The following is a 20,588-nucleotide window of genomic DNA, read 5'->3' as shown; positions in this document are numbered from 1 at the left end:
CATCGCCCGCCGCCGGTCGGGATGGTGGAAAGGATGGAGAGGATTCGGTCACTTCGCTTGGGCGGCCTTCAGGGCTTCGAGCACGGCCTCGGCATGGCCGGGAACCTTGACGCCGCGCCATTCCTGGGCAATGCGGCCATCGGGCGAAATCAGGAAGGTGCTGCGGACCACGCCCAGCACCTTGCGGCCGTACATGTTCTTTTCGTGGATCACATCGAACGCCTGGCACAGTTTCTCGTCGGCATCGCTGACCAGCGCGAACCTGAATCCCTGTTTGGCGCAGAAGTTGTCGTGCGATTTGACCGAGTCGCGGGAAACGCCCAGCACGGTGGCGCCCAGCTTCTTGAACCGGGGCAGCAGCGCGTTGAAATCGATGCCCTCGGTGGTGCAGCCCGGGGTGCTGTCCTTGGGATAGAAGTACAGCACCAGCCACTGCCCGGCGTAATCGGCCAGCTTGGCGGTCTGCCCGCCGGACAGCGCCAGCGGCAGGTTCAAGGTCGATTTCGGAAGAGCCTTGGCGCCTGTTGCCATCGTCAGAACTTCATCGGGTCCATGATCGCGTCCAGGTTCAGATGGTCGCAGAATTCCAGGAAATCGTCGCGCAGCGCGGCGATGTGCATATTGGCCGGAACGCCTATCGTCACCTGCGCCGAGAACATTTCCGCGCCGGTCTGCATGGCGCGGTAGCGGGTGCTCTGCAGGTTCTCGATGGTGATGCCCTGGCGGTCGAAGAAGTCGGCCAGCTGGAACAGGATGCCCGGCTTGTCGGCGGCCACGACCTCGACGATGTAGGGCAGCAGGTTGGACTGCACGACCTTGGCGCCAGTGCGGTACCAGACCAGCTTCAGGCCATCTTCGCGCTCCAGCCGGGTCATCATCGCTTCCAGCTTGGCCACCGCATCCCAGGAGCCGGTCGCCAGGGCGGTGACAGAGACGTCGCGGCCCACCGTGGACAGGCGCGCATCGACCAGGTTGCAGCCGCTGTCGGCAATCCGGCGGGTCACCGCCAATAGCGGCGACTCCGGATGCGTCGTGTAGGCGTTGATCAGGAGGTGGTTTTCGTTCGGCGAAGGCCGGGGCGTCGAATCGGTCAAAGGGGCTTCCGGCATTGCTGCGAGTTTCTGAATGGCAACCGGGCAAATCCTGGCGGCTGTGTGCAGCATACTTGCCCGTGCTTTCACGCCGCAAGTAACATCGCAGGCTGCGCGGCTCTCCGCGCGGCTCTCCCCACCACGCAAAGGCACGCGCTTGTCTCTTTTTGGCAGCATTACCGCACTGGCTACGCCGTTCACCCCGGCGGGCGACCTGGACCTGGATGCCTGGCGGCGGCTGCTGAAACAGCAGCTGGACGGCGGCACCCAGGCAGTGGTGGTGGCCGGGTCGACCGGCGAGGCGGCGGCGCTGTCCGATGACGAGTACCAGACGTTGCTGCGGATTGCGGTGGAAACCGTGGCCGGGCCTGCTTCGAACCAGCCTGCTTCAAACCGGCGCATCCCGGTGCTGGCCGGCACCGGCCAGATGAACACCGCCAAGACCATTGCGATGACCCGCCGCGCCGCCGCCGCCGGCGCCGAGTACGCGCTGGTGGTGACGCCGCCCTATGTGCGCCCGACCCAGGCCGGATTGGTCGCGCACTTCCGCGCCGTCGCCGACCAGGGCGGCTTGCCGGTGGTGCTGTACAACGTGCCGGGCCGCACCGGCTGCGACCTGCTGCCGGAAACCGTGGCCGAACTGGTGGCGCATCCGGGCATCGTAGGCATCAAGGAAGCCTGCTCCGAGCCTGAACGGATGGATGCGCTGCTGGCGTTGCGCAGCGCCGGTTTTGCGGTGCTGAGCGGCGACGATCCGACCGCCGGGCGAGCCATGCTGGCCGGCGCCGACGGCCTGATCTCGGTCGGCTCCAACGCGTTGCCGGGCAGTTTCCGCCGTCTTTGCGACCTGGCCCGTGCCGGCGACGCTGCGGCGGTGCAGGGCTGGAATACCCGGCTGCAGGAGTTCTACGGCTTCCTGGGCATCGAATCCAATCCCATACCGGTCAAGGCGCTGCTGCAGCGGCTTGGCTTCGGCGCCGGGCTGCGGCTGCCGTTGTTGCCGCTTTCGCCGCCCCACCAGGCCGCTGCCGACCGTCTGGCCGCCACCATCGCGGCCCTCGAAGAACAATCCAGCCGCGAAGCGATCGCGGCCTGAACCCAGGAGAACACCATGCGTTTGCCGTCTTCCCTTTCTCGTCCGCTTGCCCTTGCAATGCTGGCCTTTGCCGTGGCCGGCGTTTCCGGTTGCAAGTGGTTCAAAAAGGGCGCCAAGGGCGACTACGCGCTGGCGCCGGAAGCGCGTCCGCTGGAAGTGCCGCCGGATCTGAACCTGCCCAGCACCGCCGGCGCGATGCAGTTGCCGGCGACCGCCTCGGCGCAGCCGGCCGGCCAGGCGGCGGCCGCGGGCGCCAGCGTGGTGCCGTCGGCCAGCGGCTTCAATGTCGCCGACAGCCGCGAGCAGGCGTTCGCCAAGGTGGGCCAGGCGCTGGAAGGCATCGAAGGCGTCACCATCGCCAGCCGCGCTCAACTGCTGGGCACCTACGATGTGGCCTTCGAAGGCAGCAACTTCCTGGTGCGGGTGGTCGGCGTGGAAGCCGGCGCCTATGTTTCCGCGGTGGACCCGCGCGGCCTGCCGGCCGCAGGTGAAGCGCCGACCAAGCTGATGGCCGAGTTGCGGGCCAGGCTGGGCAACTGACGCCGGATCCGGTTGTCGGTGGCTGGAACAAGAAGGGGCGCCAGTGGCGCCCTTTTTTGGGATCTTCTCGCAAGAGCGGAGAACATCCATTTTACGATAGAGCGCAGCTCGCTCCGCTGTCCTGCGGTCCTCCGGCGGAGGATCCAACGGGGGCGACAACAGCGAAAAGCCTGGCTCTACAGGAGCGCGCTGCGGATGGATAGCATGTCCATACAGCGGAAGTTGCCCTGATCAGCGCTCCAGCAACGGCAGCTTGTTGGGCTTGCCTTCCCAGTCCTTGGCATCGGGCAGCGGATCCTTGCGGGTGGTGATGACCGGCCATACCTGCGACAGCTCGGCATTCAGCGCAACATAGGTTTCCTGGCCGGCGGGCACGTCGTCTTCCGGGTAGATCGCGTTGATCGGGCATTCGGGTTCGCACAGCGTGCAGTCGATGCATTCGTCCGGATCGATGACCAGGAAGTTGGGACCTTCGTGGAAACAATCGACCGGACACACTTCAACGCAGTCGGTGTATTTGCATTTGATGCAGTTCTCGGTGACGACGAAGGGCATGGGCGTGTGGTTTCGTACCGGCGGGAAAGCGCGTCAGTTTAAAGCACAGTTGAAATTTCCGATGAGAACTTTTCTCGTCGCATCGCGCATGCGCGCCGGTGGCGGCGGAAACGGCTGGTGGCTGGCGGTGCCGGCCGGCGCCCGACGGGCAGGCGGCACCCGAAAGCGGCGGGGCAGGGAAGCGGTTGCGCGCTGTTGGCCAGTGCCGCAGACAGACGGCATTCGTTCTCTTCATGGATGAAATAACCATAATTACATCTATTGAGTTCATATTTGGAACAATCTATTGGTCATGGACCGGCTTATCAGCGCCGTGTTGCGGCCGCATCCTTTGCCGTACCTTCTCCTGCCGCCGAGGCCGACATGATTACGCTACGACCCGCCCGCGAACGCGGCCACGCCAACCATGGCTGGCTGGACTCCTGGCACAGCTTTTCTTTCGCCAACTACCACGATGACCGCCATGTCCACTGGGGGCCGCTGCGGGTGATCAACGAGGACCGCGTCGCCGCCGGCCAGGGCTTCGGCCAGCATGGCCATCGCGATATGGAGATCATCAGCTACGTGCTGGAGGGTGCGCTGGGCCACAAGGACTCGATGGGCAACAGTTCCAGCATCGTGCCAGGCGATGTGCAACGGATGAGCGCAGGCTCCGGCGTGCAGCATTCGGAGTACAACTACAGCGAAAGCGGCACCACCCATTTCCTGCAGATCTGGATCATTCCCGATCGCCAGGGCGTGACGCCTTCGTATGCCGAAAAGCGCTTTGCGGCCGAGGAAAAACAGGGCCGGCTGCGGCTGGTGGTCAGCCCGGACGGCAGCGACGGCTCGGTCAGCATCCACCAGGATGCGCGGATGTACGCCGGGCTGTTCGATGGTTCGGAAGCGGCCGAACTCAACCTGGCTGAGGGCCGGCTGGGCTATGTGCACATGGCGCGCGGCGAGGCCACGGTGAACGGCCATGCGCTGGCTGCCGGCGATGCGCTGCTTTACGAGGGCGAGCCGCAGATCCGCATCGAACAGGGCCGCAGCGCCGAAGTGCTGGTGTTCGATCTGCCACGCCTTTGAATAATGGATCTCGCTGATACGTTCGTTGTAGGAACGATGTGAGTCGCGAAGCGTGTACCACGCCGCTGCGCTATCGACCGGGCGCAGCGACGGATGTCAGGCCGGTCTTCGTCACGCCGCTGCTCGTACGGAGCGCTGTGGCGCAAATCCATAGCAGGCCTTAAGCAGTTCTTAAAAACCGCACGGCAGCATGCGCGCATTCCCTCCGGAGTGACGCATGAAGATCGACATACGCATCGGGTCGCTGTTGCTGGCGGCGCCGTTCGCCGCCTCGGCGCAGGTGGTGGAGCGGGCCGACAAGGTCGCTTCCGAACAGGAACCCTCGCGTTGGAGCGTTGGCCTGGCCGGGGTCTATCGCGACAGCGAATACGCGGGCGAGGGCGGCCGCACCCGACTGGTGCCGAATGTCAGCTACGACGGCGATCGTTTCTATTTTCGCGGCGCCGCGTTCGGCTACCGCTTCGTCAAGCGTGAGGACTTCGAGCTGCGCGGTTTTGTCTCGGCGCGGCTGGACGGTTGGGACCGCGACGACCTGGGCGTGGAAGCGCTGGCCCGGCGCGGCATAGACCGCAGCCTGCTGGAAGACCGCGACGACAGCGCCGATCTGGGCATCGGCGCGACCTGGAAAGGCGCCGCCGGTACGCTGGATCTGCAGTTGAAGGCCGACGCCACCGGCACCAGCGACGGTTACGAACTGGCCGCCGACTATCGCTATCCATTGCAGTTCGGCCGCACGTCGATCGTGCCGGGCGTTGGCGTGCTGCGATTGTCCGCCGACATGGCCGACTACTACTACGGCACGCTGGACAGCGAAGTGGCGCGCGGCGTTGTCGACTACCGGCCTGGCGCAGCGACCGTGCCGCGCGCCGGCATCGGACTGGTCCGGCCGTTCGCACGCCACTGGCTGCTGGTCGCCAATCTGGAATACCGCCTGCTGCCGGACGAACTGCAGGACAGTCCGTTGATCGAGGAAGGCACCGACGGTGTCGGCAGCTTCTTCCTTGGCGTTTCGCGCCGGTTCTGACGGCGCCCGGATGCGGCGCCATGCAGCGCCCACCGGACCGACAGCCACCCCATGCCAGCCCGGCTGGCCGCAGTTGCGGAGTATGAAGATGCCACCTTCCCTGTTGGAACCCGTCGACAGCCGCGCCAGCGCTGCCGGCCCGCGCCATGCCGAAACCGCGGCCGTTTCGCCGGCCGGCCTGCGCATCACCCGTGTCGGCCGCATGCATGCCCCCATGCTGATGGCCCTGTGCGCCGAACATGCGGCCGAAGCGGCATTCGAACGGCGCGCCTACGGCCCGGCCAACGGCAACGTACTGGAACTGATGGAAGCGCTGTTTGAACCGCCGTTGCGCGCCTGGGCATGGCTGGCCGAACGCGACGGCGAAGCGGTCGGCTACGCCAGCGTCACCGCCGGCTTCTCGATGCTGGAGCGCGCGTACTACCTCAACCTGGAATCGATGTTCGTCCGCGCCGATGCGCGGCCATCGGGGGCGGTTGCGGCACTGCTGGCGCAGGCGCGCCGGGCGGCGGCGGAACTGGGGTGTTCGAACCTGCGTTGGCAGGTGCCCATAGGCAGGGCGGCGGCGGCGCAGATCGAATTGCCCGGTCATCCGGCTGCAATCGGAGTCGTCCAGTACGTCTTCCCCACCGCCGCGGGCGTGGACGCGCATGGCTGACGCCAGCGCCCGCCGCCTGTCCGGCCATGCCCGCCCCCGCGGGCGGCGCACGCCTCGCCGCGTTGCCGCCGTCGCCTGTCTTTGCGTTGCCGCCATCGCCTATATGAACCTGTCCGCCTGCAGCAGCCTCGCCTACCCCGATTCGCCGCAGTATCGCGACGGAAGCTTCCGCAACCCGGTGGCGCCCAAGACCGTCGGCTGGCGGCAGACGCCGATGCTGTGGTGGCGTTTCATGTTCGACAAGCCGGAAGGGACAGTGCCGGCCGGATCGATTCCGCTGCTGCCGCTGACTGCGCGGCAACTGGCGCAGGCGGCGGACGGCACGCTGTACCGGCTGGGCCATTCGACCCTGCTGTTGAAGCTGGAAGGCGGGCTGTGGCTGACCGATCCGGTGTTTTCCGAGCGCGCCTCGCCGGTGCAGTGGGCCGGGCCGAAACGTTTCCACGCATCACCCATCGGCATTGCCGAACTGCCGGCGATCAAGGGCGTGGTGATTTCGCACGACCACTACGATCACCTGGACAAGGCGGCGGTGCTTGCGCTGGCGGAAAAGACCGAAATCTTCGTAACGCCGCTGGGTGTGGGCGACCACCTGATCCGCTGGGGCCTGCCGGCGGAAAAAGTCCGGCAACTGGACTGGTGGGAAGCCATCGGCGTCGATGGCGTGCGCCTGGTGGCCACGCCGTCGCAGCATTTTTCGGGTCGTTCGCCGTTCGATGGCAACGCGACGCTGTGGGCCTCCTGGGTCCTGCAGGGCAGCGGGCTGAATCTTTTCTTCAGCGGCGATACCGGCTATTTCGATGGTTTCCGCGATATCGGCCAACGCTATGGGCCGTTCGATGTCACCCTGCTGGAATGCGGCGCCTACGATCCGATGTGGGAAGGCGTGCACATGCTGCCGGCGCAGACCCTGCAGGCGCACCGGGATCTGCGCGGCCAATGGCTGCTGCCGATCCACAACAGCACCTTCGATCTGGCCTTCCACGAATGGAACGCGCCGCTGGAAGCGCTGGTCGGCCTGGCTGAGCGGCAGGCGGTAGCGGTTGCGACGCCACGCATCGGACAACCGGTGGACCTGCGTCAGCCGCCGTCGCCGTCGCGCCAGCGCTGGTGGCAATTGCCGCGATAGCGATGGCCGGCGCGGATCTGTTGGGTCAGTCCTGGGTTTCCGGCTCCGCCGGGAAGCGCACGCTGCAGCCGAAGCCGCAGCCGCCGATACCGGCGCCAACGCTGATGCGCGCTGCATGCGCGGCGGCGATGCGCGCCACCAGCGACAGGCCGATGCCGCTGCCGCGGGCACCGTTGCCGTTGCTGCCGCGATAGAAGCGTTCGAAAATGCGTTCGCGCTCTTCCGGCAGCACGCCCGGACCATTGTCGGCCACCGTCAGCACCGCTTCGCCGCTGTCGGCATCGCGGTGGCAGCGCAGTTCGATGCGTCCGCCCGGGTCGCCGTAGCGCAGCGCGTTGTCGACCAGGTTGCGGACCAGAATGCCCAGGTCGTCCAGATTGCCGCGCACGCTGACTGCTTCGACTTCGACCGCCAGCGTCTGCCGGTGGCGCGCGGCCATGCCCTCGAATTCGCGCGCGACCATCGTGATCACCTCGGCCAGTTCGACCCTGCCATGCTCCCGATGCAGCCGCGAGGCGTCGATGCGCGCCGAATCCAGCAACTGCTGGGCCAGTCGCGAGGTGCGTTCGATGCCGTGCGCCAACTGGTCCAGCGCCTGCCGCGCATCGGTCTGGCTGCCGGCGCGCAAGGCCACATGGGTCTGGGTCAGCAACGCGGCCAGCGGCGTGCGCAATTCGTGGGCGGCATCGGCCAGGAACTGGCGTTCGCCCTGCATCGCCTGCGCCAGCCGTTGCAACAGGCCGTTGAACGACTCCACCAATGGCCGGATCTCGCGCGGAATGCCGGCCACGGGCAGCGGCGCCAGGTCCAGCGCGTTGCGCTGGGCCATGGACTGGCGCAGGCGGTTCATCGGCCGCAGGCTCCAGTGGATCGCGATGCCCACGGCCAGGCCCAGCACCAGCAGGATGCCGACGCCACTCCACAGGCTGATCTTGATCCAGTACGCCAGCTCCGCCCGCATTGCCGATTGCGCCCTGCCGGCCTGCACCTGGATGCGCCCGGTCGAGTCGGTGGCGGCGTAGACGCGCCAAGGCTCGCCCGCCACCTGGGTGATGGCAAAGCCGGACTGGAAATCGGGACGCAGGGGCTGTTCGGGCGCTGCGGCCGAGCGCACGATGGGGCTGCGCTGGCCCAGTACCCAGACCTGGTAGCTGAGATCGTCGAGTTTGCGGCTCGGTGCCGGGCCCTGCGGCAAGGTCAAGCGGGGGCCGGTGTCCAGCCCGTCCAGGTTGGCCGGCATCGACATCAGGATCTGTTCGACCACTTCCTGCAGGAACAGATCTTCATGGCCCTTCTGCTGGCGCGTCATCTGCAGGTGCTGACCGGTCAGCCAGCACGCCCACCCCAACGCCAGCGGTGTCATCACCGCGATCAGCAGCTTGGACTTCAGCGAGTGGTTCATTCGCCACCGCCCAGCCGGTAGCCGAAGCCGTGGATGGTGGCGATGACGTCCTCGCCCAGTTTTTTTCGCAGCAGGTGGATGTAGACGGCGATGGTGTTGCTCTCGATGCTGCCGTCGCCGCCGTAGACCAGCGATTCCAGCGACTCGCGCGTTACTGTCCGGCCGGGACGTTCCATCAGCGCCAGCAGCGTGCGGTACTCGTGGACGCCCAGTTTCACTGGCTGGCCGTCGCGCGTCACCGAGCGGTCGGCCGGGTCCAGCACGATGCCGCCATGGCGCAGCACCGGCGATACCCGGCCCTGGCTGCGCCTGACCACCGCGCGCAGGCGCGCGCCGAGCTCGTCGGCCTGGAACGGTTTGACGATGTAGTCGTCGGCGCCGGCATCCAGGCCGCGGATGCGGTCGCTGAGCTGGTCGCGGGCGGTGACGATCAGCACCGGGGTGGTGTCGTAGCGCTGCCGCAGCGAGGCCAGCACATCCAGCCCGGAACCGTGCGGAAGGCCCAGATCCAGCAGCACTGCGGTATAGCCGTGGTCGACCAGCGCCAGCCGGGCGGCGGCGGCGTCTTCGGCGCGGTCGACCTGCCAGCCATCCTGTTTGAGCGCGGCGGCCAGCGCATCGCCCAGCATGCGGTCGTCTTCTACTAGCAGGAGGCGGGACAAGGGCGGGGGACCTGGCAAGAACGGGACAACAGGCTACATCGGAGCGATTAAGGGGCGTTTAAAAGGTTTTTGATTTTCGGTGATGGCGGCTTCGGAAGGAGTCGCCACCCGCCGGACGTTCGCCAAAGCGCGCGACAGTGCCGCACGAGCCGCCTTGGTTCACCCATGGCCCACTCTCCGCCACCCTCACCCCGCCGGTCGTCGCCTTGTGCGAGCGCGAGCGTTCTCCACTTCGGATGGCGTTTTCCCGAATACAAGCAACCTGTCCAGAAGCCGCTGGCCATGGCGGTGCGGGACCATACGCGGCATGGACGCCGCGGATCTACATGGGTGAGGCAAGCGCTTGCGAAGCACTGCTTCGCGCACAGCCGAACGCCCGCCATCTGTGATGGCGGGCCGGGCCCGCAAAGCGGGTATTTACGGCGTGTCCCGCACCGCCATGGCCAGCGGCTTCAGCGGTTTCCATGTCGGTAGTCCCTCACTTGAGAGAAGAACCTTTAAAGCACCCAGAGGCGCGGCCGACACCCGACCGAGCCGCGCGGCCGGCAAGGGGAGCAGCGGCCATTGCCGCGGCAAGCGGAATCGCGCCGGGTCTTGCGGGGACCCTGGAAACCGAAAAACCCCGCAATGCGGGGTTTCCGGAACCGGGGCCAAGGCCCCGGAAGTACTGGCGTGGCGCTCCCTAGGGGGCTCGAACCCCTGTTTTAGCCTTGAGAGGGCCACGTCCTAACCACTAGACGAAGGGAGCGTTTGGGTGAAGCTGACCAGACGCATTAGTATATGCGGCGGCCATCGGGCGGGGCAATGCTCCGCCCGGTGGCCGCAACGCCTCTCATGCATGGAACCGCCACTATTACCCCGCAAGCCGCACTGCGAATCATCCCACGCGACCAACACCCGATTTCGCGCAAGGACATCAGTCCGAATGCGCTGAGGGTGCTCTACCGCCTGCGCGACGCCGGATTTGCCGGCTATCTGGTCGGTGGCGCGGTGCGCGATCTGCTGGTCGGGGGCCATCCCAAGGATTTCGACGTGGCCACCGACGCCACCCCCGAACAGGTCAAGCAGCTGTTCCGCAACTGCCGCCTGATCGGCCGCCGTTTCCGCCTGGCGCATGTGGTGTTCGGCCGCGAGATCATCGAGGTCGCCACCTTTCGCGCCAATATCGACGACGGCAGCGGCGACCGCGAGCAGCACGAGGGCGGCCGCCTGCTGCGCGACAACGTCTACGGCACCATCGAGGACGATGCCGTGCGCCGCGACTTCTCCGCCAATGCGCTGTACTACGCCATCGAGGATTTTTCGGTGCGCGACTACGTCGGCGGGTTCGAGGACGTGCAGGCGCGCTCGATGAAACTGATCGGCGACCCCGAACAGCGCTACCGCGAGGATCCGGTGCGCATGCTGCGCGCGGTCCGGCTGGCGGCCAAGCTGGGCTTCGGCATCGACCCGGCCACTGCCGCGCCGATTGCCGGACTGGCGCCGTTGCTGGCCGAAGCCGCGCCGGCGCGGTTGTTCGAGGAAATTCTCAAGCTGTTCCTGTCCGGCCACGCGGTTGCCAGCTTCGAGGGACTGGAACGCTTTGGCCTGGTCCAGGTGCTGTTTCCGGAAACCGCCGCCGCATTGGCGTCCAACCGCAGCGGTGCGCTGCGGCGGATGCTGATCCAGGGGCTGCAGGGCACCGACCAGCGGGTGGCCAACGACGAGCCGGTGTCGCCGGCGTTCCTGTTCGCGTTGTTGTTGTGGCCGGCTTATTGCCGGGCACTGATCGGCCTGCAGGCGCAGGGCGTGCATGTCGAAGAGGCGCAACGGCGCGCCGCCGACCGCGTCACCCTGCATCAGCTCAGCACGGTGGCGCTGCCGCGCCGGTTTTCGTTGCCGATGCAGGAAATCTGGCTGCTGCAATCGCGGTTCTCCAGCCGCCAGCGCAAGCGCGTGATGCGCCTGCTGGCGCACCCGCGCTTCCGCGCCGCGTTCGATTTCCTGGTGTTGCGTCTGGCGGCATCGCCCGATCACGCCGAGGACGTGGCGTTCTGGCAGCAAGCGCAGACCCAGTCCGGTGAAGAACTCGCCGCCGCGCTGGGCGTCGCGGTGCCCGGCGACAGCTATGCCGACGAGGATGCGCCGCCTTCCAAGCGTCGCCGGCGCCGGCGCCGGCGCAGCGGCGCCGCCAGCGCCAGCGAATGACCGCCACGGTGGTTGCGGCGATAGGCCTGGGCGCCAACCTGGGCGATGCGGCGCTTACCGTGCAACGGGCCGCGCAGTCGCTGGGTCTGCTGCCGCGGACGCGACTGTTGCGATGCTCGCGGCTCTACCGCACGCCGGCCTGGGGCATGCAGGCGCAGCCGGACTTCGTCAATGCCGTTGCGCTGATAGACACAGGGCTGGATGCGCGCGCGCTGCTGGACGCGCTGCTGGCGACCGAACGCGAGTTCGGCCGCGACCGCAGCGTCGAACGGCGCTGGGGGCCGCGCACGCTGGATCTGGACCTGCTGTTGTATGGCGAGGCGATGATCGATGAACCCGGCCTGCAGGTGCCGCATCCGCATCTGGCCCAGCGCGCCTTCGCGCTGGTGCCGCTGCTGGAAATCGCACCGGACGCGGCGATTCCCGGCGTTGGCGCTGCGCGGAATGCTGTGTCCGGCCTGGATCTGTCGAATATCCAGCCGTTATAAGTGGATAATGCGGGGCTATGAGCACACACGCCGACAGCAAGCCCTGGACCGTCCCCGGATTGGCCGACGCCAAGCGCGAGGGCCGCAAGCTGGTCATGCTGACCGCTTACGACAACAGCTTCGCCCGGGCGATGGACGCCAATGGCGTGGACCTGGTGCTGGTCGGCGATTCGCTGGGCATGGTGGTGCAGGGCCACGATTCCACGTTGCCGGTCAGCGTCGATGACATCGTCTACCACACCGCTGCGGTCGCGCGCGGGTTGTCGCGCGCGCTGTTGGTCGCCGACCTGCCGTTCCAGTCCGACGCCACTCCCGAACGCGCGCTGCAGGCATCCATCGCCCTGCTGCAGGCCGGCGCGGAAATGGTCAAGCTGGAAGGCGCCGGCCACAAGCTGGAGGTCATCCGTTTCCTGGCCGAGCGCGATATTCCTGTCTGTTCGCACCTGGGCCTGACCCCGCAGTCGGTACTCAAGTTCGGCGGCTACAAGGTGCAGGGCCGCGATGATGCCGCCGCTGCGCAACTGCTGGCCGATGCGCAGGCGGTGGCGGAGGCGGGTGCTTCGCTGCTGGTGCTCGAATGCGTGCCGTCGCCGCTGGCCACCAGGGTCACCGCGGCCATCGCCATCCCTACCATCGGCATCGGTGCCGGCCCCGGCTGCGATGGCCAGGTGCTGGTGCTGCACGATTTCCTCGGCATCGACAGCGGCCACCGCCGGCCCAAGTTCGTCAAGGATTTCCTGGCCGAAGGCGGCTCCATTGCCGGCGCCATCCGCGCCTACGCCCAGGCCGTGCGCGACGGTTCGTTTCCCGACGCCAGCCATTCCTATTCCAGCTAACGCGCCGCATACCGGCGTCAAGGGCCGAACCCGATGATCGAAACCATCACCGAGCTGGAGCTGCTGCGCGCCCGCGTTACCGGCTGGAAACGCCAGGGCCTGCGGGTGGCGCTGGTGCCGACCATGGGCAACCTGCACGCCGGCCACTATTCGCTGGTGATGCTGGCGCGGCAGTACGCCGACCGCGTGGTGTCCAGCGTGTTCGTCAATCCCACCCAGTTCGGTCCCAACGAAGACTTCACCCGCTATCCGCGCACGCCCGAAGCCGACACCAGCGGGCTGGAAGGCGCCGGTTGCGACGCGCTGTGGCTGCCGACGGTGGAATCGATGTATCCGTTCGGGGTGGAGCTGGCGGCCAAGGTGCATGTGCCCGGCGTCAGCAGCCTGCTCGAGGGCGCCCACCGTCCTGGCCATTTCGACGGCGTCTGCACCGTGGTCAGCCGCCTGTTCAACCAGGTGCAGCCGGACGTGGCCGCGTTCGGCAAGAAGGATTTCCAGCAACTGGCGGTGATCCGGCAGATGGTGCGGGATCTCGCGTTCCCGGTGGAAATCCTGGCCGGCAGCATCGTCCGCGAGTCCGACGGACTGGCGATGAGTTCGCGCAACCAGTACCTGGCGGCGGACGAACGCCCGCGCGCGGCCGCCATCCGGCGCACGCTGCTGGCGATGCGCGAAGGCATCGTTGCCGCCACGCCGCGTGCGGCGGTGGAGGCCGCCGCCGCGCGCGAACTCGCCGAGGCCGGTTTCGTGGTCGACTACAGCGTGGTGCGCCGCCCCGATCTCAGCGAACCGGCCGATGGCGAGACCGGCCCCAGGGTGGCCCTGATCGCCGCCCGGCTCGGCAAGACCCGGCTGATCGACAACCTGGAGTGGTGAGCCGCGCCAGAGCGGTTTTTGATTCTTCTCCCGTTTCCAGGGCCACCGGCTTCTGGACAGGAGGCAGCACCAGCGAAGGGCGAGGTAACCCCGGGCAGTTCCCTTCCGCGCTCGCCGCTCACGCCCTGATAAACTCCGACTTCCCACGAATCACGCCGCCGTCATGCAACTGAGCCTGCTGAAAACCAAGATTCACCGCGCCACCGTCACCCATGCCGACCTGAACTACGAAGGCTCCATCGCCATCGACGGCCTGCTGCTGGATGCCAGCGGCATCCGCGAGTTCGAGCAGGTCCATATCTGGGACGTCACCAACGGCGCGCGGTTCTCGACCTATGCCATCCGCGCCGATGAAGGCAGCGGCGTGGTTTCGCTCAACGGCGGCGCCGCGCGGCATGTGCAGGTGGGCGACATCATCATCATTGCCGCCTTCGCCGGCGTCAGCGAGGAGGAGGCCGCCCGCTTCCAGCCGAAGCTGATCTACGTGGACGGCAACAACGCCATCACCCATACCAATCACTCCATTCCCAAGCAGGCCGCATAAGCATGGCGAAGGCTCTCGACGCGTTGCGAACCCACGCCGAACGCCTTCGCGGCGTCCATCTGCCGGCGCTGCTGGCGCAGGATCCCGCCCGTGCCGGCGATTTTGCGCTGCGCGCCGGCCCGCTGTACTTCAACTTCGCGCGCCAGGCCTACGATCGCCAGGCGCTGGAGGCGATGCTGGCGCTGGCCGAATCGAAAGACCTTGCCGGCGCGTTCAGACGCCTGTTCGACGGCGAGCGGGTCAACGTCACCGAAGGCCGCGCAGCGCTGCATACCGCCCTGCGCGGCAATCATTCCGATGCCGCCATCGCGCGCCAGGCCTATGCGACCGCAGCCGGGGTGCGCGAACGGATGGCCGTGCTGATCGCGCAACTGCAAGCCAGCGACATCACCGACATCGTCAGCGTCGGCATCGGCGGTTCCGATCTGGGGCCGCGGCTGGTCGCCGATGCCTTGCGCGAGCCCGGCTTCGGCCGTTTCCGCGTGCACTTCCTGTCCAATGTCGACGGCGCCGCCGCGCAGCGCGTGCTGGCGCCGCTGGATCCGGCACGCACTGCGGCCATCCTGATCTCCAAGACCTTCGGTACCCAGGAAACGCTGCTCAACGGCGGCATCCTGCGCGACTGGCTGGGCGGCAGCGACCGCCTGTATGCGGTCAGCGCCAATCCCGAGCGCGCCGCGGCCGCCTTCGACATCGCTGCCGAGCGCGTGCTGCCGATGTGGGACTGGGTCGGCGGACGTTATTCGCTGTGGTCGGCGGTCGGCTTGCCGATTGCGCTGGCGATCGGTTTCCAACGTTTTGAAGCCTTGTTGGCGGGCGCTTCCGAATTCGACGCGCACGTCTTGAATGCGCCGCTGGCCGGCAATATCGCCGTGCGTCACGCGCTGACCGCGGTCTGGAACCGCAATGCGCTGGGCCATGCCGCGCACGGCGTGATGACCTACGATCAGCGCCTGGCGTTGCTGCCGGCCTACCTGCAGCAACTGGTAATGGAAAGCCTGGGCAAGTCGGTGAAGCTGGACGGCAGCCCCGTCGATGCCGATACCGTGCCGGTGTGGTGGGGCGGTGCCGGTACCGACGTGCAGCACAGCTTCTTCCAGGCGCTGCACCAGGGCACCGGCGTGGTGCCTCTGGATTTTGTCGGCACCGTACGCAACGACGATCCGTATACGGAAAACCATCTGGCCCTGATGTCCAACCTGCTGGCGCAGAGCCAGGCCCTGGCCAACGGCCAGGGCAGCGACGACCCGCACCGCAGCTATGCCGGCGGCCGCCCCAGCACGATGATCCTGCTGGACGCGCTGACCCCGCAATCGCTGGGCGCGCTGATCGCGATGTACGAGCACAGCGTCTACGCGCAATCGGTGCTGTGGGGCATCAACGCCTTCGATCAGTTCGGCGTGGAGCTGGGCAAGCAGCTAGCCAACGGCCTGTTGCCGGCGCTGAAGGGCGAGGCCGAAGCCGGCGATCCGGTGACCCGGGCGCTGCTGGCGGAGTTGCGGGCGCACAGCTGAGCCTTGCGAAGGCCTCCGATGGCCTTCTGTGGGAGCGACGTGAGTCGCGATGGGCTTTCCCATGGAAGCTTCTCGCGACTCGCGTCGCTCCTACAAATGATGTTCTTGCTACGTGTTGCTGGCATGGCGTTGCAGTGCCCACGCCACATGCTCGCGTACCACGGCCGATTCGTGATCCCGGCGCGAAGCGAGCGCTTCCAGCACCGCCGGTGTGGCCGGCGCATTGCCCAGCGCCACCGCGATATTGCGCAACCAGCGCTCGTAGCCGCTGCGCCGGATTGCAGAGCCCTCGGTGCGCTGCAGGAATTCGTCCTCGCTCCAGGCGAACAGCTGCGGCAGCGTCGCGGTATCCAGATCGTTGCGGGCGCGGAAATCCGCTTCGTCAGTGCGCTTGGCGAACTTGTTCCAGGGGCAGATCAGCTGGCAATCGTCGCAACCGAAGATGCGGTTGCCGATGGCCGGGCGCAGATCTTCGGGAATCGCGCCTTCATGCTCGATGGTCAGGTAGGAAATGCAGCGGCGCGCATCCAGCCGGTACGGCGCGGTGATGGCCTGGGTCGGGCAGATTTCGATGCAGCGCGTGCAGGTGCCGCAATGCGCACTGGCCGGCGCATCGATCGGAAGCGGCAGATCGACATAGATCTCGCCGAGGAAGAACCACGAACCGCCGTCCTTGTCGATCAGGCAGGTGTGCTTACCGATCCAGCCCAGCCCGGCGTTGCGGGCCAGCGCGCGCTCCAGCACCGGCGCCGAATCGACGAATACGCGGTGTCCGAACGGGCCGACTTCGGCCTGGATGCGTTCGGCCAGTTTCTGCAGGCGGTTGCGCATCAGCTTGTGGTAGTCGCGCCCCAGCGCATAGCGCGCGACATAGGCGCGTTCGCCATCGGCCAGCGTGTGCCAGGCGTCGTCGCTGTCGTTGCGGCCATAGTCCAGGCCGACCGAAATCACCCGCAGCGTGCCCGGAATCAGTTCGTCCGGCCGCGCGCGCTTGTCGCCATGGCGCGCCATCCATTCCATCGAGCCATACAGCCCTTTGGCCAGCCAGTCGCGCAGATGCGCCTCGTCCTGGCCAAGTTCGATGCCGGCGATGCCGCAGCGCTGGAACCCCAACGCGCGCGCCAGCTCGCGCACGCGATGGGCGAGCGCGGCGGGGTCGGGCAGGCGGACGGGCAGCATGGACATCCGAGCAGTATAGAATCGGCCGCATGTCCGGAACCTTTCCCCTGTACGGCAGCGCCGCGGCGCGCCAGCTGGATGCGCGGGCAACCGCCTTGCTGGGCGGCGACGGCTATCAGTTGATGCAGCGCGCCGGCCAGGCCGGCTGGCGGTATCTGCTGCAGCAGTGGCCGCAGGCGCAGCGCATCGTGGTGGTCTGCGGGCCCGGCAACAACGGCGGCGACGGCTATGTGCTGGCGCGGCTGGCGCGCCGTTCCGGACGCAGCGTGCAACTGGTACACCTTCGTGAACACGTACCGGCAAGCGAGCTCGCACAGCGTGCCTGCACCGACTACCTGGCGGCGGGCGGAACCGTCGAGCTCTTCGATGAACGCCTGCCGGCGGCGGATGTGGTCGTCGATGCCTTGTTCGGCATCGGCCTGACGCGCCCGCCCGATGCGGGCTGTGCGGCCCTGATCGCGGCGATCAACGCACAGTCGGTGCCGGTGCTGTCGCTGGATGTGCCCAGCGGCGTCGACGCCGAGCTGGGTTCGGTGCCGGGCGCGGCGGTGCTGGCCACCTGCACGCTGCAGTTCATTGCCATGCACGCGGGGCTGTTTACCGGCGATGCGCTGGAATACACCGGCGCGTTGGCGCTGGACGATCTGGACGTGCCGGCCGCGGCGTTCGACGATACGGCGGCGGCCGCCACCCTGCTGCAGAAAGACGCATTGGCGCGCTGGCTGCTGCCGCGCCGGCGCAATACCCACAAGGGCGAATCCGGCCGCGTGCTGTGCATCGGTGGCGATCATGGCAGCGGCGGCGCCATCGCCTTGTGCGCAGAGGCAGCGCTGCGTTGCGGCGCTGGTCTTTTGAGCGTTGCCACGCGCGAATCGCATGTTGCCGCATTGCTGGCGCGGCGGCCGGAAGCGATGGTGCGTGCGGTCGAATCGGGCGAGGCGCTGCAGGCATTGCTGGAGCCGGCCGACATCGTGGCATTGGGCCCCGGGTTGGGGCAGGGCGACTGGGCGCAGGGCTTGTTCGCGCTGGCCCTGCGCGCCGGCAAACCGCTGGTGATCGATGCCGATGCGCTGAACCTGCTGGCCGCGCAGCCGCACAAGCTGGATGACGCGGTACTGACACCGCATCCAGGCGAGGCGGCGCGGCTGCTTGGCGTGGGGGGCGCTGCCGACGTGCAGCGGGATCGGTTCGCTGCGGCGCGCGCGTTGAGCGAGCGTTACGGCTCGGTGGTGGTATTGAAAGGGGCCGGCACCGTGGTCGCTGCGCCAGGCCAAATCCCCCGCGCGATCGACGCCGGAAATCCGGGTATGGCGGTCGGCGGCATGGGCGATGCGCTGACCGGCGTCATCGCCGCGCTGCGCGGACAGGGATTGCCGGCCTTCGACGCGGCCAGCGCGGGTGCGCTGCTGCATGCGCTGGCCGGCGATGAAGCCGCCAGCGAAGGCGAACGCGGCCTGCTGCCTTCGGATCTGATGCCGCACCTGCGCCGGCTGGCGAATCCATGAGCCTGCGATGGCTTCGGCTGGCTGCCCTCAAAGCTCATAACACGCCCTAAAATCGCCGCATGCAGATTTTCCTTCCCGACAGCGACGCCACCGAACAGGTGGGCCGCGCATTGGCGGCGACTCGCCCCGCGCAGGCGGTCGTGCATCTGCGCGGCGACCTGGGCGCCGGCAAATCCACGCTGGCGCGCGCGCTGCTGCGCGGACTGGGTGTGCAGGGCGCCATCCGCAGCCCGACCTATACGCTGGTCGAGCGCTATCCGATCGCCGGCGGCGAAGCCTGGCACCTGGACCTGTACCGGATTGGCGATGCCGGCGAACTGGATTTCCTGGGCCTGGATGATGCCGTCGCGACCCTGTGGCTGGTGGAATGGCCCGAGCGGGGCGGGGCGGGGCTGCCGGCAGCCGATCTGCTGGCGGAACTGGCGGTAAGCGACGACGGGCGCCAACTGCGCCTGTCGGCGGGCTCGCAAACCGGCGCTGATTGGCTGGCGCGGCTGGCTGAAAATGGCCAGTTGCAGGGATCACCTGTCCTGTCCATGTAAGAAGATCCGGCAGGTTACGGATTATTAAGGGAAAAATCCTTGCATTCCGGCGTGGATGGTGCTTGAATCCGCCGCATGCGCATGGGGAAGCCCAAATTCCGGTATCTACCCGCCTTCGCGGCCGGCTGGCTGTGGGCGGCTGTTGCGGTTTCCCCGGTGCAGGCCGGCGAGGTCAGCGGGGTCAGCGTTACCGTGGGCGCTACCGGCACCCGTGCGGAAATCCAGCTCGACGGCGCCGGCGAATTCAAGACCCTGACGCTGAGCGGTCCGGACCGCCTGGTCGTGGATCTGCCGGCATCCACTGCCGCGCGCAGCCTCAAGCTTCCCGCTGGAGCGGGCATCGTGACTTCGGTGCGCACCGGCCAGCCCACGCCGGGGACGCTGCGGGTGGTGTTCGATCTTTCCTCCTCGGTGGTGTCGTTGAAACCGCGTATCGAACCAGCCGCAGGCGGTTCGCGGCTGGTCATCGAATGGCCGGGCGATGGCCCCGCTGCAAGCGTGGCGACAGCCAGCCCGGCTGCGGCGCCAGCGCAGGCGGCTCCGGCACAAATGGCGGCGAGCGATGACGCCACCGCCGCCGCCGCACGCGCCACCGCCGCGTTGACAGCGCAGGTGCAGCAGCAGGCTGCTGCTCCGCCACCGGCGACGGAAACCGCATCGGCGCTTTCTCCGCAGGCCATCCTCAATGGCCAGCCGACGGCCGCTCAGGTGGCAGTCCCGCCCGCAACGCCCGCAACCCAAACCACCGTGGCGGCGCCGGCCTATACCATCGCCACCGGCAAGCCGGCGCCAATCGGCGCTGCAGCGCAGGCGGCGGCCACGCCCGAGGCCTCCCCGCCCGAGCCGGCTCAAGCGAAACCTTCGGTATCCGCGCAGGCGGGGACGCGTCCGTTGGTCATCGCCATCGATCCCGGCCATGGCGGGCAGGACCCCGGCGCCATCGGCCCCAACGGCACCTATGAAAAGAACGTCGTACTGGCGATTTCGAAGGAACTCGCCCGCCAGATCAACGCCACGCCGGGCATGCGCGCCTATCTGATCCGCGACACCGATGTGTATGTGGAACGGCCGCAGCGCGCGCGCAAGGCGCGCAACGCGAAGGCGGACATGTTCGTTTCCATCCATGCCGATGCGGCGCAGAACCGCAGCGCCTGGGGTTCGTCGGTCTACGTGCTGTCCACGCGTGGCGCTTCCTCGCAGCACGCGCGCTGGCTGGCCGACAAGGAAAACGCATCGGATCTGGTCGGCGGCGTGCGCCTGACCCAGGACACCTTGTCGACGGTGCTGCTGGATCTGGCCCAGAGCGGCCACATGAAAGCATCGCAGGACGCGGCGGGCCATGTGCTGACGGGCTTGAAGAGCCTGGGCAAAACCCACAAGCCGCAGATCGAGTTCGCCAATTTCGAAGTGCTGCGCAATTCGGATATGCCGGCGATGCTGGTGGAGACCGGTTTCATTTCCAATCACGAAGAAGAAAAGCGCCTGCGCGACCCTGCCCACCAGCGCAAGGTCGCCGCCGCGGTGCTGGCCGGCATCCAGTCGTACTTCACCAACCAGCCGCCACCGGGCACGCTGTTCGCCGCCCGCGCGCAGGCCAGGGCGCAGGCCGAATCGACTGCAGCCGCTGGCGCCGGCGCTCCCTAGAGAGAGCTTGTTGCGGGCTTTGAGTTGAACTCATCCCGAAGTCCGCTC

The 20,588-nt window shown here is 67.5% G+C and carries 21 protein-coding genes and 1 tRNA gene; 15 read left to right on the top strand and 7 right to left on the bottom strand.

The window, feature by feature from the left end:
• Nucleotides 1–48 precede the first annotated feature (48 nt).
• Together CRO39_RS13640 and CRO39_RS13635 are read right to left on the bottom strand one after the other, a co-directional pair.
• The gene (locus CRO39_RS13640) at nucleotides 49–531 is read right to left on the bottom strand and encodes a peroxiredoxin (RefSeq protein ID WP_097122498.1); all 483 of its coding nucleotides are present in this window, start codon (nucleotides 529–531) and stop codon (nucleotides 49–51) included.
• 2 nt (nucleotides 532–533) lie between these two features.
• A complete protein-coding gene (locus CRO39_RS13635; protein ID WP_425479703.1) occupies nucleotides 534–1,160 on the bottom strand; it encodes a glycine cleavage system transcriptional repressor in 627 nt (208 codons plus the stop codon).
• A gap of 88 nt (nucleotides 1,161–1,248) precedes the next feature.
• Here CRO39_RS13635 and dapA point away from each other — a divergent pair, with 88 nt between their 5' ends.
• Together dapA and CRO39_RS13625 are read left to right on the top strand one after the other, a co-directional pair.
• Nucleotides 1,249–2,187, top strand: coding sequence for a 4-hydroxy-tetrahydrodipicolinate synthase (gene dapA / locus CRO39_RS13630; RefSeq protein ID WP_097122496.1), 939 nt, complete (start codon nucleotides 1,249–1,251; stop codon nucleotides 2,185–2,187).
• A 15-nt stretch (nucleotides 2,188–2,202) separates the two neighbouring features.
• Complete coding sequence (locus tag CRO39_RS13625; protein ID WP_097122495.1) at nucleotides 2,203–2,727, top strand: hypothetical protein; 525 nt, start codon at nucleotides 2,203–2,205, stop codon at nucleotides 2,725–2,727.
• Nucleotides 2,728–2,958: 231 nt separating this feature from the next.
• On the opposite strand, the gene fdxA is transcribed toward CRO39_RS13625, so the two are convergent.
• On the bottom strand, nucleotides 2,959–3,282 hold the full coding sequence (gene fdxA, locus CRO39_RS13620) for a ferredoxin FdxA (RefSeq protein WP_097122494.1): 324 nt from the start codon (nucleotides 3,280–3,282) through the stop codon (nucleotides 2,959–2,961).
• 363 nt (nucleotides 3,283–3,645) lie between these two features.
• Between fdxA and CRO39_RS13615 the strand changes: the two genes are divergently transcribed.
• From CRO39_RS13615 to CRO39_RS13600, 4 genes are all read left to right on the top strand, one after another.
• The gene (locus tag CRO39_RS13615; RefSeq protein ID WP_097122493.1) at nucleotides 3,646–4,350 is read left to right on the top strand and encodes a pirin family protein; all 705 of its coding nucleotides are present in this window, start codon (nucleotides 3,646–3,648) and stop codon (nucleotides 4,348–4,350) included.
• A 217-nt stretch (nucleotides 4,351–4,567) separates the two neighbouring features.
• Complete coding sequence (locus CRO39_RS13610) at nucleotides 4,568–5,374, top strand: MipA/OmpV family protein (protein ID WP_097122492.1); 807 nt, start codon at nucleotides 4,568–4,570, stop codon at nucleotides 5,372–5,374.
• A gap of 88 nt (nucleotides 5,375–5,462) precedes the next feature.
• Complete coding sequence (locus CRO39_RS13605; protein ID WP_162125708.1) at nucleotides 5,463–6,032, top strand: GNAT family N-acetyltransferase; 570 nt, start codon at nucleotides 5,463–5,465, stop codon at nucleotides 6,030–6,032.
• A 103-nt stretch (nucleotides 6,033–6,135) separates the two neighbouring features.
• Nucleotides 6,136–7,161 carry an MBL fold metallo-hydrolase gene (locus CRO39_RS13600; RefSeq protein ID WP_097122490.1) on the top strand — a complete coding sequence of 342 codons (1,026 nt, stop codon included), beginning with the start codon at nucleotides 6,136–6,138 and terminating at the stop codon, nucleotides 7,159–7,161.
• Nucleotides 7,162–7,186: 25 nt separating this feature from the next.
• On the opposite strand, the gene CRO39_RS13595 is transcribed toward CRO39_RS13600, so the two are convergent.
• The 3 genes from CRO39_RS13595 to CRO39_RS13585 all read right to left on the bottom strand — a co-directional run bounded on the left by CRO39_RS13595 (nucleotide 7,187) and on the right by CRO39_RS13585 (nucleotide 9,973).
• Nucleotides 7,187–8,563: an ATP-binding protein gene (locus CRO39_RS13595; protein ID WP_097122489.1), complete on the bottom strand. Its 1,377-nt coding sequence runs from the start codon at nucleotides 8,561–8,563 to the stop codon at nucleotides 7,187–7,189.
• A complete protein-coding gene (locus CRO39_RS13590) occupies nucleotides 8,560–9,225 on the bottom strand; it encodes a response regulator transcription factor (protein ID WP_097122488.1) in 666 nt (221 codons plus the stop codon). The genes CRO39_RS13595 and CRO39_RS13590 overlap by 4 nt, the downstream gene beginning before the upstream one ends.
• Nucleotides 9,226–9,898: 673 nt before the next feature.
• Nucleotides 9,899–9,973, bottom strand: a tRNA-Glu gene (locus CRO39_RS13585).
• An 86-nt stretch (nucleotides 9,974–10,059) separates the two neighbouring features.
• On the opposite strand from CRO39_RS13585, the gene pcnB reads away from it, so the two are divergent.
• The 6 genes from pcnB (at nucleotide 10,060) to pgi (ending at nucleotide 15,670) form a co-directional block, all read left to right on the top strand.
• Nucleotides 10,060–11,412, top strand: coding sequence for a polynucleotide adenylyltransferase PcnB (gene pcnB / locus CRO39_RS13580; protein WP_238394552.1), 1,353 nt, complete (start codon nucleotides 10,060–10,062; stop codon nucleotides 11,410–11,412).
• Nucleotides 11,409–11,900: a 2-amino-4-hydroxy-6-hydroxymethyldihydropteridine diphosphokinase gene (gene folK / locus CRO39_RS13575; RefSeq protein WP_097122486.1), complete on the top strand. Its 492-nt coding sequence runs from the start codon at nucleotides 11,409–11,411 to the stop codon at nucleotides 11,898–11,900. Before pcnB ends, folK begins: the two co-directional genes overlap by 4 nt.
• Before the next feature lie 17 nt (nucleotides 11,901–11,917).
• A complete protein-coding gene (gene panB / locus CRO39_RS13570) occupies nucleotides 11,918–12,736 on the top strand; it encodes a 3-methyl-2-oxobutanoate hydroxymethyltransferase (RefSeq protein ID WP_097122485.1) in 819 nt (272 codons plus the stop codon).
• A 33-nt stretch (nucleotides 12,737–12,769) separates the two neighbouring features.
• Nucleotides 12,770–13,612: a pantoate--beta-alanine ligase gene (gene panC / locus CRO39_RS13565; RefSeq protein ID WP_097122484.1), complete on the top strand. Its 843-nt coding sequence runs from the start codon at nucleotides 12,770–12,772 to the stop codon at nucleotides 13,610–13,612.
• 163 nt (nucleotides 13,613–13,775) lie between these two features.
• On the top strand, nucleotides 13,776–14,156 hold the full coding sequence (gene panD, locus CRO39_RS13560) for an aspartate 1-decarboxylase (protein WP_097122483.1): 381 nt from the start codon (nucleotides 13,776–13,778) through the stop codon (nucleotides 14,154–14,156).
• 2 nt (nucleotides 14,157–14,158) lie between these two features.
• Nucleotides 14,159–15,670: a glucose-6-phosphate isomerase gene (pgi, locus tag CRO39_RS13555; RefSeq protein ID WP_097122482.1), complete on the top strand. Its 1,512-nt coding sequence runs from the start codon at nucleotides 14,159–14,161 to the stop codon at nucleotides 15,668–15,670.
• 108 nt (nucleotides 15,671–15,778) lie between these two features.
• Here the strand turns inward: pgi and queG are convergent, their stop codons facing one another.
• A complete protein-coding gene (gene queG / locus CRO39_RS13550; RefSeq protein ID WP_425479702.1) occupies nucleotides 15,779–16,849 on the bottom strand; it encodes a tRNA epoxyqueuosine(34) reductase QueG in 1,071 nt (356 codons plus the stop codon).
• A 29-nt stretch (nucleotides 16,850–16,878) separates the two neighbouring features.
• Here queG and CRO39_RS13545 point away from each other — a divergent pair, with 29 nt between their 5' ends.
• The 3 genes from CRO39_RS13545 to CRO39_RS13535 all read left to right on the top strand — a co-directional run bounded on the left by CRO39_RS13545 (nucleotide 16,879) and on the right by CRO39_RS13535 (nucleotide 20,540).
• Nucleotides 16,879–18,354: an NAD(P)H-hydrate dehydratase gene (locus CRO39_RS13545; RefSeq protein ID WP_097122480.1), complete on the top strand. Its 1,476-nt coding sequence runs from the start codon at nucleotides 16,879–16,881 to the stop codon at nucleotides 18,352–18,354.
• Nucleotides 18,355–18,413: 59 nt separating this feature from the next.
• Nucleotides 18,414–18,896: a tRNA (adenosine(37)-N6)-threonylcarbamoyltransferase complex ATPase subunit type 1 TsaE gene (gene tsaE / locus CRO39_RS13540; RefSeq protein WP_097122479.1), complete on the top strand. Its 483-nt coding sequence runs from the start codon at nucleotides 18,414–18,416 to the stop codon at nucleotides 18,894–18,896.
• 81 nt (nucleotides 18,897–18,977) lie between these two features.
• Nucleotides 18,978–20,540 carry an N-acetylmuramoyl-L-alanine amidase gene (locus tag CRO39_RS13535; RefSeq protein WP_097122587.1) on the top strand — a complete coding sequence of 521 codons (1,563 nt, stop codon included), beginning with the start codon at nucleotides 18,978–18,980 and terminating at the stop codon, nucleotides 20,538–20,540.
• Nucleotides 20,541–20,588 lie beyond the last annotated feature (48 nt).

This window comes from Pseudoxanthomonas wuyuanensis (assembly GCF_900215535.1).
GTDB lineage: Bacteria > Pseudomonadota > Gammaproteobacteria > Xanthomonadales > Xanthomonadaceae > Pseudoxanthomonas_A > Pseudoxanthomonas_A wuyuanensis.
The sequence above is the reverse complement of the archived record's forward strand: the minus strand, read 5'-3'. Positions and strand labels throughout refer to the sequence as shown.

What these genes read in the sequence shown, in the direction of transcription:
- CRO39_RS13640 (WP_097122498.1), bottom strand. Translation starts at nt 531, where the DNA reads ATGGCAACAGGCGCCAAGGCTCTTCCGAAATCGACCTTGAACCTGCCG.
- CRO39_RS13625 (WP_097122495.1), top strand. Translation starts at nt 2,203, where the DNA reads ATGCGTTTGCCGTCTTCCCTTTCTCGTCCGCTTGCCCTTGCAATGCTG.
- fdxA (WP_097122494.1), bottom strand. Translation starts at nt 3,282, where the DNA reads ATGCCCTTCGTCGTCACCGAGAACTGCATCAAATGCAAATACACCGAC.
- CRO39_RS13615 (WP_097122493.1), top strand. Translation starts at nt 3,646, where the DNA reads ATGATTACGCTACGACCCGCCCGCGAACGCGGCCACGCCAACCATGGC.
- CRO39_RS13610 (WP_097122492.1), top strand. Translation starts at nt 4,568, where the DNA reads ATGAAGATCGACATACGCATCGGGTCGCTGTTGCTGGCGGCGCCGTTC.
- CRO39_RS13605 (WP_162125708.1), top strand. Translation starts at nt 5,463, where the DNA reads ATGCCACCTTCCCTGTTGGAACCCGTCGACAGCCGCGCCAGCGCTGCC.
- CRO39_RS13600 (WP_097122490.1), top strand. Translation starts at nt 6,136, where the DNA reads ATGAACCTGTCCGCCTGCAGCAGCCTCGCCTACCCCGATTCGCCGCAG.
- CRO39_RS13595 (WP_097122489.1), bottom strand. Translation starts at nt 8,563, where the DNA reads ATGAACCACTCGCTGAAGTCCAAGCTGCTGATCGCGGTGATGACACCG.
- pcnB (WP_238394552.1), top strand. Translation starts at nt 10,060, where the DNA reads ATGCATGGAACCGCCACTATTACCCCGCAAGCCGCACTGCGAATCATC.
- folK (WP_097122486.1), top strand. Translation starts at nt 11,409, where the DNA reads ATGACCGCCACGGTGGTTGCGGCGATAGGCCTGGGCGCCAACCTGGGC.
- panB (WP_097122485.1), top strand. Translation starts at nt 11,918, where the DNA reads ATGAGCACACACGCCGACAGCAAGCCCTGGACCGTCCCCGGATTGGCC.
- panC (WP_097122484.1), top strand. Translation starts at nt 12,770, where the DNA reads ATGATCGAAACCATCACCGAGCTGGAGCTGCTGCGCGCCCGCGTTACC.
- panD (WP_097122483.1), top strand. Translation starts at nt 13,776, where the DNA reads ATGCAACTGAGCCTGCTGAAAACCAAGATTCACCGCGCCACCGTCACC.
- pgi (WP_097122482.1), top strand. Translation starts at nt 14,159, where the DNA reads ATGGCGAAGGCTCTCGACGCGTTGCGAACCCACGCCGAACGCCTTCGC.
- queG (WP_425479702.1), bottom strand. Translation starts at nt 16,849, where the DNA reads ATGCTGCCCGTCCGCCTGCCCGACCCCGCCGCGCTCGCCCATCGCGTG.
- CRO39_RS13545 (WP_097122480.1), top strand. Translation starts at nt 16,879, where the DNA reads ATGTCCGGAACCTTTCCCCTGTACGGCAGCGCCGCGGCGCGCCAGCTG.
- tsaE (WP_097122479.1), top strand. Translation starts at nt 18,414, where the DNA reads ATGCAGATTTTCCTTCCCGACAGCGACGCCACCGAACAGGTGGGCCGC.
- CRO39_RS13535 (WP_097122587.1), top strand. Translation starts at nt 18,978, where the DNA reads ATGGGGAAGCCCAAATTCCGGTATCTACCCGCCTTCGCGGCCGGCTGG.